This window comes from Winogradskyella sp. PE311 (assembly GCF_046545555.1).
GTDB lineage: Bacteria > Bacteroidota > Bacteroidia > Flavobacteriales > Flavobacteriaceae > Winogradskyella.
The window spans coordinates 1,541,838-1,555,997 of record NZ_JBHZTH010000001.1 but is presented as its reverse complement, the minus strand read 5'-3'; the positions used below and the strand labels follow the sequence as shown (position 1 = coordinate 1,555,997).

Annotated in this window: 12 protein-coding genes; 3 read left to right on the top strand and 9 right to left on the bottom strand. The window is 29.0% G+C overall.

The features are described from left to right. Positions 1 to 8 precede the first annotated feature (8 nt). From ACFWU4_RS06640 to ACFWU4_RS06620, 5 genes are all read right to left on the bottom strand, one after another. Positions 9 to 1,316 carry an O-antigen translocase gene (locus tag ACFWU4_RS06640; RefSeq protein ID WP_411126076.1) on the bottom strand — a complete coding sequence of 436 codons (1,308 nt, stop codon included), beginning with the start codon at positions 1,314 to 1,316 and terminating at the stop codon, positions 9 to 11. After that, complete coding sequence (locus ACFWU4_RS06635) at positions 1,317 to 2,414, bottom strand: DegT/DnrJ/EryC1/StrS family aminotransferase (RefSeq protein WP_411126074.1); 1,098 nt, start codon at positions 2,412 to 2,414, stop codon at positions 1,317 to 1,319. Then, positions 2,411 to 3,283 carry a GNAT family N-acetyltransferase gene (locus tag ACFWU4_RS06630; RefSeq protein ID WP_411126072.1) on the bottom strand — a complete coding sequence of 291 codons (873 nt, stop codon included), beginning with the start codon at positions 3,281 to 3,283 and terminating at the stop codon, positions 2,411 to 2,413. Before ACFWU4_RS06630 ends, ACFWU4_RS06635 begins: the two co-directional genes overlap by 4 nt. A gap of 171 nt (positions 3,284 to 3,454) precedes the next feature. Further along, positions 3,455 to 4,408, bottom strand: a complete 954-nt coding sequence (locus tag ACFWU4_RS06625) for a glycosyltransferase family 2 protein (RefSeq protein WP_411126070.1) — start codon at positions 4,406 to 4,408, stop codon at positions 3,455 to 3,457. Between the two features lie 37 nt (positions 4,409 to 4,445). Beyond that, a complete protein-coding gene (locus ACFWU4_RS06620; protein ID WP_411126069.1) occupies positions 4,446 to 6,221 on the bottom strand; it encodes a hypothetical protein in 1,776 nt (591 codons plus the stop codon). Positions 6,222 to 6,366: 145 nt separating this feature from the next. On the opposite strand from ACFWU4_RS06620, the gene ACFWU4_RS06615 reads away from it, so the two are divergent. The 3 genes from ACFWU4_RS06615 to ACFWU4_RS06605 are packed head-to-tail and all read left to right on the top strand — an operon-like array spanning position 6,367 to position 9,596. Then, positions 6,367 to 7,101, top strand: a complete 735-nt coding sequence (locus ACFWU4_RS06615; protein WP_411126067.1) for a class I SAM-dependent methyltransferase — start codon at positions 6,367 to 6,369, stop codon at positions 7,099 to 7,101. 49 nt (positions 7,102 to 7,150) lie between these two features. Then, positions 7,151 to 8,461, top strand: a complete 1,311-nt coding sequence (locus tag ACFWU4_RS06610) for a hypothetical protein (protein ID WP_411126065.1) — start codon at positions 7,151 to 7,153, stop codon at positions 8,459 to 8,461. 13 nt (positions 8,462 to 8,474) lie between these two features. After that, the gene (locus ACFWU4_RS06605; RefSeq protein WP_411126063.1) at positions 8,475 to 9,596 is read left to right on the top strand and encodes a glycosyltransferase family 2 protein; all 1,122 of its coding nucleotides are present in this window, start codon (positions 8,475 to 8,477) and stop codon (positions 9,594 to 9,596) included. A 3-nt stretch (positions 9,597 to 9,599) separates the two neighbouring features. On the opposite strand, the gene ACFWU4_RS06600 is transcribed toward ACFWU4_RS06605, so the two are convergent. From ACFWU4_RS06600 to ACFWU4_RS06585, 4 genes are read right to left on the bottom strand one after another with little or no spacing between them, the layout of a single operon-like run. Beyond that, positions 9,600 to 11,087 (bottom strand): sulfatase-like hydrolase/transferase, encoded by a 1,488-nt coding sequence (locus tag ACFWU4_RS06600; RefSeq protein WP_411126061.1) that lies wholly within the window; start codon positions 11,085 to 11,087, stop codon positions 9,600 to 9,602. Next, positions 11,084 to 12,571 (bottom strand): hypothetical protein, encoded by a 1,488-nt coding sequence (locus ACFWU4_RS06595; RefSeq protein ID WP_411126059.1) that lies wholly within the window; start codon positions 12,569 to 12,571, stop codon positions 11,084 to 11,086. Before ACFWU4_RS06595 ends, ACFWU4_RS06600 begins: the two co-directional genes overlap by 4 nt. After that, the gene (locus ACFWU4_RS06590; protein ID WP_411126057.1) at positions 12,568 to 13,947 is read right to left on the bottom strand and encodes a class I SAM-dependent methyltransferase; all 1,380 of its coding nucleotides are present in this window, start codon (positions 13,945 to 13,947) and stop codon (positions 12,568 to 12,570) included. The genes ACFWU4_RS06595 and ACFWU4_RS06590 overlap by 4 nt, the downstream gene beginning before the upstream one ends. Beyond that, on the bottom strand, positions 13,937 to 14,146 hold the full coding sequence (locus ACFWU4_RS06585) for a hypothetical protein (protein WP_411126055.1): 210 nt from the start codon (positions 14,144 to 14,146) through the stop codon (positions 13,937 to 13,939). The genes ACFWU4_RS06590 and ACFWU4_RS06585 overlap by 11 nt, the downstream gene beginning before the upstream one ends. Positions 14,147 to 14,160 lie beyond the last annotated feature (14 nt).

The following is a 14,160-nucleotide window of genomic DNA, read 5'->3' as shown; positions in this document are numbered from 1 at the left end:
TATATTAATTAAAAAGTATCTGTATCATCTTCATTAATAACACCAAAAAGGGAACTTCCAAAAATTAATAATGTAATTCCAAAGTGCATAAAATAACTTAAGCAATGGCCCATTACTGCGCCTTCTAAACCAAAAATATCAATAAAATATATACTACTTATATACATAATAACAAATAGAAATACTTCTAGAATAATAAAATGAATAAACATTTTATTAGCTAAGAATTTGTAAGCTATAACCATTGATAATACACGCATAAAGTCTCCTAAAATTTGGTAGGCAAATAAATCTTCAATCGGTCTAAATTCTTCTGTAAATAAAAACGTTACCAATAATGACCTACTCAAATATATAATACCTAATAAAATTGCAAAGACTGGCATAATAGTTTTATAAAAACTAAATACTTCTTGTCTAAACTCTTTACGCGAATTGATTTCTGTAAAACGAGGTAAAATATAAAGTGCCATTAACGCATTTACAAACATCAAGTAGTAATCTGACACTCTTGTAATTGCAGTCCAATATCCAGCCTCTTTAATCCCGATTTCTGAAATTATATAGTTTCTTATAATTATAAAAACAATAGGTAGAGCAATTGAAGAAACCAATGCCATTATCATGTAAGGGCTTAGGTTTTTAAGTACTGATAAATTAATGCTAGTCACTTTTATATGGTGCATCAAATTTTTTCTAAAAGCAACACCAACAACAGAGATTAACAAATTTATAGCAGGAGTTATTATTACTGCGATTAAAGCACCATCTATATTTTCTTGTTTAATTAAAAGTATTGTTATTAAAAGCCCAACAATTTGCCCAATAATATTTATAATTAACAGTATCTTATACTTAGAAAAACCATTCATTATGGCAAACACAAACATGTTTAATGCGTAAAATGGCAAGACCATTGCTAGGACCTCAATAACGTAGGTATAGTTATTATTTAGAAAGATTAAACTATTGATAAACTCAGCATTGTAATAGCATAAAAAAGCTAATAATACTGAGATAAAAAAACCGGAATAAAATACAGTCGATAATGTTTTTGAAAGTTCTAAAACATTAGTTTTAGCTTCATTAATAAATTTAACAACCCCTTTATAAAGACCTCCAATTGCCAAGGACTGAATAGTACTAAAAAAGTTTCTTAAATTCCCAATCAAAGCCATTCCTTCCGGACCTATAAATAATGCAATGAACTTAGAAATAACAATTCCTGAAATAATTTTAATAGTAATATTAGCTGTACTAAGTCCAGCCGCCTTTACTAAAACTTCTCTATTTATATATTGAAAAAATCGTTTCAATTAATAGTCGTTTAAAACTTTAATAAGCATTCTTATTTCTACATCAGATAGCATTACACTTATTGGTAGACTTACAATTCTTTTATGAATATTTTCGGTTATCGGAAGGTTTAAATGTGCATAATTTTTTAAAGCTTTTTGTTGATGCGGAGGAATAGGATAATGAATTAAACTCTCAATACCATTTTTTTCTAAATAACTCATAAATCTATCTCGATTTTCTACCTCTACAACAAATGCATAAAAAACATGATTCATAGACTTATTATAAAACGGCAGTTGAATCTTTGGGTTTATAATATTCTCTAAATAGTAATTTGCAATAAACCTCCTTCTTTCATTATCAGTATCTAAAGTCTTTAATTTAATATTTAAAATAGCAGCTTGTAAATCGTCTAACCTGCTATTAAAGCCAACTATTTCATTAGTATACTTTTCTTTGCTACCATAATTTCTATAAAGTTTAACAACTTCATTTAACTCAGAATCATTAGACGTTATAGCACCTCCATCACCCAATGCACCTAAATTCTTACTAGGATAAAAACTAAAAGCAGCTGCATTACCTAAATTCCCAGCTTTACCTGTATCACACATAGAACCATGGGCTTGTGCTGCATCTTCAATAAGAAGTATATTCTGGGCTTTTGCAATTGCATTTAAACCCTCTACATCTGCTAGTTGACCATATAGATGGACCATTATAATAGCCTTTACATCTTTAGTAATCGCGGCAGATACCTTATGAGCTGAAAGGTTATATGTTTTATGATTAGGTTCCACAAAAACAGGAACTAAATCTGCGTGTAATACTGATAAAATTGTCGCAATAAAGGTATTAGCTGGCACAATGACTTTATCCCCTTTTTTAATTTTACCTAAATGAATATAACCTTTTAAAATTAAGGTAAGCGCGTCAAGACCGTTAGCAGTGCCAACGCAATATTTTGTTCCACAATAGTGAGCAAATTCATTTTCGAACTTTGAAACATTAGGGCCCAAAATATAATTAGAATTATCCAAGCTTTTACCCAACGCTATTTCAAATTCAGCACGAAATCTATTATTAATTTTATGTAGATCTAAAAACTTAATCATATTAGGATATCGTCCAATAATTTAAAGTTACTTGTATCTATTTTATAAAATTCTTGCGTTATGGAACGTGCCCCAAAGCCTTCTTTCCAAAATTGTAAACCTTTATTTATCCTCTGTCCTGATTCTAGATTAGAAGTTCCAAAACTAAAATAAGGCTTATTCATAAAAATAGAATCTAAAAGATGAATATGTAGAAAATCTAAACTACCTAATTCATTCTTTTCAGAATTTCCAGAAATATACTGGCAATGCGTAACATTTTCTGTTTCAAATATCGTGGTTCCGCCAACAATTTCATCGTCATAAAAGACATTAAATTGTCTAATATTTTTTGTAAACTTAGATTTTAATAAATTAATCTCTTCTAAACTATGTACGGGTTGTACACCATGTTTAGACTTTAAGTTTGGGATTAATATTTTATTCCAAAACAAATCAAAACTTTGAGTCTCTTTAACAATCAAATTATGTTTTTGCCCACGTTTTAAGCCTTCCTTTCTACTTTTAGAAAATGACCTCGTATTTAAACCTATAACTGAATGCATATCTACTCTCATCAAATTAGCTTTTGTTTTAAAGCACAAATAAGGTAATGGATTATTTGTTTGATTATGTAAATAAATACTTGGGAGCATCTTTAGATAAAAATTTTTAAAACCATTTTCTTGCAGAAATTCTAACATAACTTTAAAAACCTCAATAATATCTTCTGACTTTAAATCTTTAGCATATATCAATCCTCCATAGCTTAATCCTTGATGAGAAAAAACCTCATCCGATACTCTATTAGCAGGCAGTAAAGAAATAAGCTTATCGTTTTTAAAAATGAGTAATGAGGCATCCTGAAAGCGCTTACTATGATAGTCCATAAAATCGCGCTGAAACAAAAACGAATCCTGATTGCTATTTAGAACAAAATTATCCCAAACAGATTTATCATTAAACTTATATGTTTTAACCTTATAAATAATACTAAAAATTTAATGTTTTACCGACGTGAAAGTACAAATTTTAATGGATTTGCTAGAATTGAAATAAGACTAGACTTTACCATTTATTTTATCATTGAGATTTGTAGAATCTACGATATACAACGGTCGGTTTTTTACGTTATTATTAATTCTACTAATGTATTCACCAATAACTCCAATTGACAAAAGCTGTATACCTCCTATAAAAGCTGAACTTATAAGTAAAGAGGTCCAACCGGTTATTGTTATTTTGAGGACGTAGTGAGAAAATATTGCATAAATTATTAAAAGGAATGAAAATATTGAAATTAAAAATCCCATTCTGCTTACAAATAAAAGAGGCTTATCCGAAAAACCAGTAATACCATCAAAAGCTAAGCGAAACATTTTGCCGTAAGAATAACCACTCTTTCCATGTTTTCTTGTTTTTCTATCAAAGGCAACGTAGGTTTGCCTAAAACCTAACCAGGCTACCTGACCTCGCAAAAATTTATTTTTTTCAGGCATTTTATTTATAGCTTCTACAACTTTTCTTGAGAGCAATCTAAAATCACCAGCATCTAAAGGGATTTCAAAAGACACTATACGCTTTAATAATCTATAGTAAATTTTCGCGGTTAGTTTTTTTAAAATTGATTCACCTTGCCTACTATTGCGTTTTGCGTATACTACGTCATAGCCTTCTTTATGCTTTTGAAAAAGTTGCACTATCAATTCTGGCGGATCTTGTAAATCTGAATCTATAATAACTACACTTTCTGCATCACAATATTCTAAACCAGCTGACACTGCTATTTGATGCCCAAAATTTCTACTTAAATTAAGATAGAATACATTGGCATTCTTTTCTGAAAATTCTAATATTTTCTCTAAAGAGTTGTCGGTACTTCCATCATTAACAAAGATTATTTGGTATTGTTCAGTAATAGATTCTAACGTAATTTTTAATCTATCATAAAGTTCTGAAAGATTTTTGACTTCATTAAAAACAGGAACAATAACTGATATTTTATGTATAGACATTACTTGATTTTACGAATCGTTGCTAAGATAAAAGAAATCAGTTAACTCTATTAGAAGAATTATAAGATTTATAAATGGTAAAGTAACTATCGCTCCAAACCTCTTTATAATTATGTCTTTCTAAAAAAGCATTCATTGCTTTGATTGACTTACTTCCATGTAATATAGCATCGTTTTTTTCTGGAATCATATAATTAGGTAGTGGGTCCGAAAAATCTTTAATTGTCTCAAACTTTTGCAGTAAAACAATCGGTAAATCTGCAATATTATTTTCTGCTTTTTTAATCTTTTTATTAAAAGAGTAATGGTCATAAATTCCAGGCCATGGATTATATGTGTAAGCTTTTGTTTCAGTTAAAAAATGAATCATTGGAATATGATCATAGGCAAATAGATAATCGCCTGGTTTCACATATTTCCCTAGATTTAACAACACGTTATTTACAATATCCGCCCTTTTTTTTGTCGTATAAATGTATCTCGCTTTGATATTATTTATTGCATACGTTTTGTCTAGCCTACTCCCATTATCAAAATATGCCTTTCCAGAAATATTATGGGCTTTAAGCAATAAAAAAGCTAGGGTAATAGTATACACTAGAATTTTTGAAATCGAATATTTATCACTCTCGCTTTTACTATTTGGATAGAATAATCTTAATAAATTATCCTGTCCTTTTAAAATTAATGGTAATGCCAAATAGAATAATGGAAAACCAATCCATATAGCCATATATCCACTATTTTTTACACCACCACCAGAACCTAGTGTCATTGTAAACAACATAACAAATGCCAAAAAAGCAACAATCCTAGCCTCCACTGCAGATTTTTTTGACAACGTAATCCAAATCGCACCAATATATGCCAATGTATAAATTGAAAAAATACCATTTCTTTGAAACCAAAAAACCATTACTAGCATAAAAACAGTAGCAAGAATATACATTAAAGGTTTACTGTTTTTTATAAATCTAAACAAAAGTGTAACTGCAATAAAAATTAAAATGAGAGGAATAAAAGCATAAACTATTGCATAGTAATTATAATATTGAGCCATAAATACCGACTTAAAATTATGCGAACTACCCTCTGTATTACCCACATCCATCATTGTATAAAGCGCATTTTCAATAACCTCAATTTGTCCGCTAAATAACAGTATTAGATACGCAAAAATAAAACCAGAGAATATGCCAAAACTCGATATTATAATTGGTTTTATTGAGGATTTAAAAGAGTTTTTGTTTAAGTAGTGATATAACGGAATTGCAAGAAACAAGGTCCCTAAAATAAAGTTTGGTATTCTTGTTAGTCCATTTAAAACAAAAATAAAACCTGCTAGAAATAATAAATTATACTTTTTTCTAAATAGTGCATTGCTAATACAATATACTATTAACACCGTAAAGAAGGATGTGATTTGATTATGATAAAAGGTTAAAAAACCATAATCATTAACAAAAAGAACCATCACTAAACCTAAAATTAAAAATAAATTTGGGACATATCTTTTTAAAACATGAAAGCTAACAATAAAGGTTCCTGTATTTAAAACAACACCTAATATTCTAAACCAGAGAATACCACCATCTTCATAAATTTGATACCAAATACCGCCTAAAATTCCAGAAAACCAATATAAAAAATTATATTCTACACTTACTGGGTCAGAAAATATTTGTTGATAGAATGTAAGTACAAAGCCGTCATCACAGATATCAAAACCTTGAAACATAAGGACTATTTGCACAAAAACAATTATTACAATTGCCACAGACAATTTGTTCTTAAAAAAGGAACCAATTTTCATTACTACTTTGTTTACCGCTAATATAAGTTTAAGATTCAAAATATAAGATGCATACGTCTCACAATACCTCTTATATTGAATTTTAATAAAAAAATCAATGAAATAACGAATCTGTTTGAGATATTTACATAATTCATAAAAATCAATGGATAAGACGTACGAATTAAAATATCACGAAATTGAAGATTCTCATTTTTGGTTTAAATCAAGACGAAATTATATTTTACAATTACTAAAAGATGAAAATCGAAATAGTAGAATATTAGATATTGGATGCTCGTCGGGTTTATTGCTCAAAGATTTAGAAAATATCGGGTTTAAAAAGGAAAATTTATTTGGTATTGATATTAGTAAAAAAGCCATTGACAATTGCAAAAGCAATGGTCTTAATAATTGCTTTGTAATGTCTGGCGAAAACATAACCATTCAGCAAAATTTTGATATAATAATTGCATCCGATTGCTTAGAACATATTGAAAGAGATACGGATGCAGTAAAAAACTGGAAACAAAGCCTTAAAATTGGAGGAAAAATGTTTGTTTTTGTACCTGCGTTTAAGAGCTTATGGAGTAACCACGATGTTGTTAATATGCATTTTCGTAGATATAAAAAAAAGCAGCTCACCAATATATTAATTGATAACCAATTAGAAATTAAAAAATCTGGGTATTGGAATTTCACTTTGTTTTTACCATTGTACGTTATTAGAGGTCTAAGTAATTTATTTCCAACAAAAAAAAGCAAAAACAACAATGGAGATCTTTACAATATTGGATTATTAAATAAACCGCTTTTATTTCTTTTAAATTCTGAAAACAAAATTTTAAATTATTTGAATTTCCCTTTTGGCATTAGCACTTATGCAATTGCTAAAAAATAAATATTGCAAATTCTTTTCCTACTTTTACGCAGTAAGTCTATAACTCTAAATGTTAAAAATAAATTTTAATAAATCTAATACGCAACTTTATATTTTACTCTTAGCATACCTAAGTGTTTTTGTTTATTGCATCCTATCCGAACCTATTTATTCTCACGACACCTATAGTTATCTCAGAGCAATGCCCTACAGGCAATTAGGCTATGTGATATTTTTAAAAACCTACAGTGCCATATTTGGTTCTTTTTTTGACACCGCTGTTGTTATTACACATACTATATTCAGTCTTGCAGCTGTGCACTTTTTCTTTTATAAAACTTCAAAATTATTTCAACTAAACCTCTACTTAAAAATACCGTATATAGTTATTTTACTTTTACCATTTTTTCCTCCATTAAGTATTGCTAACAATATTTGTTCTGAAGGCTTAAGCTATGGATTATACCTTATATATATTACAATAGGCTTAGATATTCTCTTCAACGCTAAACAAAAAAGTTTAAAACGCTATGTGATCGTTTATTTGGCCTTAGTTTTTATGAGAAGTCAGTTTATTTTCTCAACACTCATATTTGCAGGTACTTATTTCTTAATTTATAGAAAATCAATTATAACTCGTGGTCACTTAATTAGGGTTATGCTTTTTTGCGGAGTCATGTTAGTAGCAAGTTTAACTGAACGCACTTACCATAAACTTAAGGATGGTTTTTTTAAACCAACTCCTTTAGGTTTTACAAGCGCATCTACTGCACCAATTTACGTTTCGGACACAACTGATTACAACTTAATTGAAAATGAACACTACCGTCAAATTCTTAAAATAAGTTATGACACGCTAAATAAAAAAGAACTATTCCCAAAAGCTGATTATTCTGCAAAAGCATCTTATAAATTTTTTCACGATAATTTGCCTAAAATATGCAATCAAACAGTTAGAGTTCAAGGTTTTGATTACTATTACAAAAGACCAACCCCTAAAGATTGGAGCGCAAATCAAATAGCTTCTTATCCCTTTTTTGAAACTGAGGAAGCTTGTAAAGAATTTACCAAGGTTCTAATTATTGATAATTTTCAAAAATGGCTAAAACTTTATTATTCCAATATTAATTATGGATTTCAATCTCCTTTAATTTTATACTTTATAGTTTGTCTATTTTTCTTTAGCTTGATAAAAAGTTACAAAAATGCCAATAAAGACAACATCTCATTATTTTTATTTTCATCTTTAATATTATCTAATGCCATGTTTATAGCTTTTGCTGTACACTCCATTCAACGTTATCTTTTTTATAATTATGGACTTCTATTTTTAATATTAATTATTATAATTAATCTACTTAAACGTGAACGTGCAGCCTGAATTATCAATACTTATGCCCTGTTTAAATGAAGCTGAAACTATTGCTATATGCATAGAAAAAGCTCAGCACTTTATTAATAGTTCTAATATTATAGGTGAAGTTATTATTGCAGATAATGGCAGTACCGACGGCTCTATTACTATTGCAGAATCACTTGGTGCTAAAGTTATAACAGTAGCAAAGAAAGGATATGGCAGCGCACTTAAAGGTGGTATTGAAGGCGCTAGTGGTAAATTTATTATTATGGGTGATGCTGATGATAGCTATGATTTTTCAAATTTAATGCCTTTCCTAGAGAAATTAAGAAATGGTAATGATTTGGTAATGGGAAACCGATTTAAAGGAGGAATTGACAAAGATGCAATGCCTGCTTTACATAAATACCTTGGAAATCCTGTTCTCTCATTTATTGGTAAGCTTTTTTTTAAAATTAATATTAATGATTTTCATTGCGGATTACGAGGCTTTTCTAAAACAGCATACCTTAAAATGAATTTAAAAACTACAGGTATGGAATTTGCCTCAGAGATGGTTGTTAAATCTAAGCTAAGCAATTTGAAAATCGTAGAAGTACCAACTACTTTAAAAAAAGATGGAAGAACACGTAAACCACATCTAAAAACTTGGAGTGATGGTTGGAGACACCTTAGATTTTTAATGCTATATGCACCAAATTGGTTATTTCTATTTCCAGGAATAATACTGACCCTTATTGGTTTAGTATTTTCAACCTTATTAGTCATTAAACCTCTAGAGTTTGATGATTTTAATTTAGATGTACATACACTATTATATGCATCTGCATTTTTATTAGTTGGCTTTCAATTTATTATTTTCTATGGTTTAACAAAGATTTTTGCCGTAGAAAACGAATTACTTCCTAAATCTAATCGCTACAACAAACTTTTTAAAATCTTAAATCTAGAAAAAGGACTTGTTATTGGTTTTTTACTTCTCAGTACAGGCTTAATTTTGAGTTATAAAGGTTATTCTGTTTGGAGTTCTACTGATTTTGGTAATCTAAATGCTAGCACCACCTTACGACTAATAATACCCGCAGTAACAACTATACAATTGGGCATACAGGCCATATTATTTAGTTTATTTTTTAGTATTCTAGGATTAAAAAAATAAACATTACTTCCTATGCTCTTTTAAGGTAATTGCACCTTCAGCGTTGATATACTCATAAATCCCTGTAGAAACATTCTCTCTCAACACCTTATAACTTACATCTGGTTGTAAATGAGCTAAATAACTTTCATCTTCTGATAAATATGAAAATAATAATCTAAATACATTAACTGAAGACTTAAAACTATCATTAAATTTTGGAACTTTATTTTTTGGCCAAAGGATAGATAATTGGCTACCATAAATAGAATAAATTAAATCTCTGTTTTGCGTCATTTCATCACCTTGGCCAGTATATTTCATACCAACATAACCTCCATGATCTGCCATAATTACAATTAGAGCATCAGTATCTTTTTCTTTAATTAATTTGATGGTCTCTGTTAACATATCATTAGATTTCTCTAAATTTTCTAACCATTTTTCTCTTTCAATATTTTTATCGTTACTAGAGTTAGAGGACTTACTTTTAATATGCCATGGTTTTAGCATTTGTATAAAGAAAAACTTTGGTTGATCTATGTTCTCAGAGATGGAGACTGACAATTCAGTTCTTATATCAATAGGATCTGATATGCCTGGTCTTATATAAGGAATGTCATTATAACTAAAGTTACAATAATCATAACCCATTTTAGGCTTATTAAACATCATATATCCTGTTTCTGTAATAAAATAAGTCTTATAATCATTGGACTTAAAAATATCTAAAACTGGGTTATTAGAGACAATCATATTTCGAGCATTATAAAGCTCGTAATTAGAAATACGGTTATTATAGTAATGATGTCTCATCATAAAAAAAGATGAATTCGACGATAAAGTGGTAGAGTAATTACTTCTAAAATTAGGGTATATGGTAAAATTAGATTCTTCTAAAAAAGATTCAAATTGTGAATTATCGTAATTATAAAAACCTTTACTTAATTCAGAAAAATTAACGTAGCCATCTGGTTGAATAACATATACGTTTGGTTTTTTCTTAAACTCTGCGCTTAAAATTGAATCTGGTTGTTGTTGCCAACCATTAGAAATCGTCAAATTAGTATAAATAATAAACAGCAAACTACTAAAACTTAATAAAGCTAATAAGTACTGCAAAACAACCAACTTTTTTAAGTACCTTCTTAAAAACCAAGCGAATAAAAAAGATAAAACAACTACAAGTAATGTTATTTTACGCTGAGCACTAGAATAAGTAATAGTTTTAATTAGAAATAGAAACGTAAATACATTAAGAGTTGCTAGAATAAATAGACTATATTTTTCTAATTCATTTTTTTTTAGAAACCAATAGACAAGATTAAATAGAACTACAGGGATTACAATAAAAACACAAGTGAAATAAATAAAATGACTCACCGAATTTACTAGTGAAAAATTCTTAGAATAACAATAGAGCATTGGGTAAAGACCAGAAGCAATTGCAATTGCAGTTGGGTATTGCTTTTGATCGTTTAGATAATTTATAACTCCCTTTTTAAGCCTCATTCTTTAATTTTAAAAACAGATGAATTATTTCCATCAAAATACTCAAACACACCCTTATCAGATCCATTATTGATACTAATATAGCTTTTATCCTCTTCTCTATTTTCTAATAGAAATGCATTTTTACTCAGATGTGAGAACAAAACTCTAAATAAATTTACATTCGTTTTTATTTCACTATCAATATTTGTCATTTTGTGATTGGACCATTTTATAGCCAATAATGAAGAAAAAATGGACCTTTTAAGATCTGCATCATCGATTTTAGCATAAAGGTCTTCTGCCGATTCTAAACCAACATAGCCACCATGATCTGAAACTAAAATGATAATACCATTAGAATCCTGCTTTATTATAGTTGTAATAGTTTCCTTTAACCAAATATTACTTTGCTCTAAACGCTTTAAATATGATAAGCGCTCACCTTCTACCCCTTTGCTGTTTGCTTTTAAATTTTCAATATGAGTTGGTAATATTTTTTCAATAAAGAAAAAGTTAGAAGTTTCTTTGTTGATTTTAATTAGGTATTCTAATGTATCTAACGGTTCTTTACCTTTCCATTGATTGCCTATATAGCTCATGGTATTGTAATCATAATTAATATAATCTAATACCTGATTAGGTCTATTTATAATTATATAAGGATAATCTAACAGCATAAAGGTCTTATAGCCATTCTTCTTCAGTATATTAATAACATTATTGTCTCCTGCCAAACCTTTACGGTAATCATAATGAGATTTGTCAGGATCTAAGTGATTCATATAGTAATGATGCTTCATGGCAAACATGGAGGCATTGGACGTTAAGGTAGTAAAATAGTTGCTTCTGTTTTGGTCATATACACTAAAGTTATTATCCTCTAAATAAGTTCTAAATAGAGAATTATCATAACCATATGGGTATTTCTCTACTTCTGAGAAATTAACGTATCCATCTGGTTGAATTACATATATGTTGGGTACCTCTTTAAGCACTGTGTCATCTATATCATCAGTGAGTTGCATCCAATGATCTGAATAACTCAAATAACTAATAACCTTTGGGATAAAAAAACCTAAGCTAAGCGCACTTAATATAAGCTGAAGAAGTACAACCTTTTTTATATGCTTATAAAGCAGAATCATTAAAAGGACTGTAATTAACCCAATTATAAGAATACTTTTTTTTGTTAATCCGAGAGTAATAAATAATGATAATATTCCAAAAGTGAAAATATTTAGACCAACTAAAACATAAGGCTTAATAGGTTTAAATACTAATAAAGTTCTCACCAAAAAAGTAGCTATATTGAAAATTAAAATAGGAATAATAATAAATATCGAAAAAAACCATATGAATTGTGGCCATGAGTTAACCATTAAAAAATTACCACTATAGTAATGTAATAATGGATAAAGACCAGAGGCTATTGCTGCAAGCGTAGGAAATTGCTTCTCACTGTTTAAATAACCCGCAATAAACTTTTGCAATCCATTAATCATAGAGCTTTTAATAGATATAAAACACGTTCTGATGACTCAATTACTTCCTTACCTTCTATATTAAAATATTGAGAATAAGCGTCTTCAAAATTTACCTGACTATAAAAATCAAAGTGACTCTTAAAATCAGCTTTATTGTTTAAAAGTCTTTGAACCCAAGAATCTTCACGTTTTGGAAATTCTATAATTAAATACTTAGAAAATGAACTAAAGAACTTAGCCGATTCTCTAAAAGGCACATTACCAGATAAAGACATATGATGAATTACAGCTAAGGCAAAAGTAACATCTGGAGCAAAGTCACCAATTCGGTTTAGAAAAGAATCGCGCTCCTTATTGTTGAGACCGATACTAGCAGAAGGATTTAATACATCTAAAACAAAAGGAAGCATAAAATGCTCCTTATTAATTTTCATCGTCTTATGATTAAAATCTACAGCATTGTTATCGATATCGCAAACTAAAGCTATTTTAGTCTCATCTTTTAGCTTTCTAACAAATGTCCCATCATTACCACCAACGTCAATTAATTTATTGGGCTGTATAGCCTTTACCCAAGTATTAATAATTTGTGATTTTTGTAAAAAAGCATCGTCAGTGTAATTCGTTTTATTGTAATAATTTCCCCATTCAGAGTGCTCTTTTAACTCTAGCTTTTTAATGTAGTCATAAAGACTTTTAATAATGTTAAGTTGACCTTTCTTTGTTAATGAAGCTGTCTTTGCGTCACCTTTATAATCTTCATTATGCTTATCTTCTAATTTTGCTAGCAAATGGATATTAGAATATAACAAAGGACTTAGTTTCGTCTTAGATGGCAACATAGAACTAATGATCTTTACAGGTATCCCATCAATAAAATTACTTAATAATTTTAACTGCTGAGCTCCATGATAATGCGCCAAAAGTAGAGGTCCAAAAAAGTGCGTAATAAATTGTTTGTATGCTCTCCAGGGGGAATTCTCTCTGTAGAAATCAAATGAAAGTGTATCAATAAATATGGCCTTTCCTTTATAAAATGTAATATTAAAAGCAGAAGCATCTTTTAATGAGAAACCATTTTCTAAACTAAATTTTTGAAGTTTTAGGGTTAGTAGAGCAGCTTCTTTGTACATATTGAAACTCCACTCGTAAGGATAAGTTATAAAAGGAATTTTCTCTGCTTTAATTACTATTTCCGATTCATTTTTTTCAAGTTCAATATGAGAAATCAATAATTCGTTTTTAAACAATGTATTGTAAAAACCACTATCTGTAAGTGATTTATATTGTTCAAAATAAATAGGATGTATAACTCTTTTAATGTCTTCATTTTCTACGAACACATAACCTGATGGATCTCTAAATGAAGAAGAATGCGCGTTTTTAGCGTTCACTAGAATTTTTGTTTTCTATTTCAGAATCTTTAACTTCAATATCATCAAAAACATCATCTTCTAAGGGTTTTGTAATCCCTAAAAACACTTTTATTTTATGCATAAGGTTTTTAGAAAACAAAATTACACCAGCTACTGCAGCAATAATTGTTTGAATAATCATAGCACCTAAACCTGGATCGAAATAAAGAAAATGCATTGTCATTGTTTTTG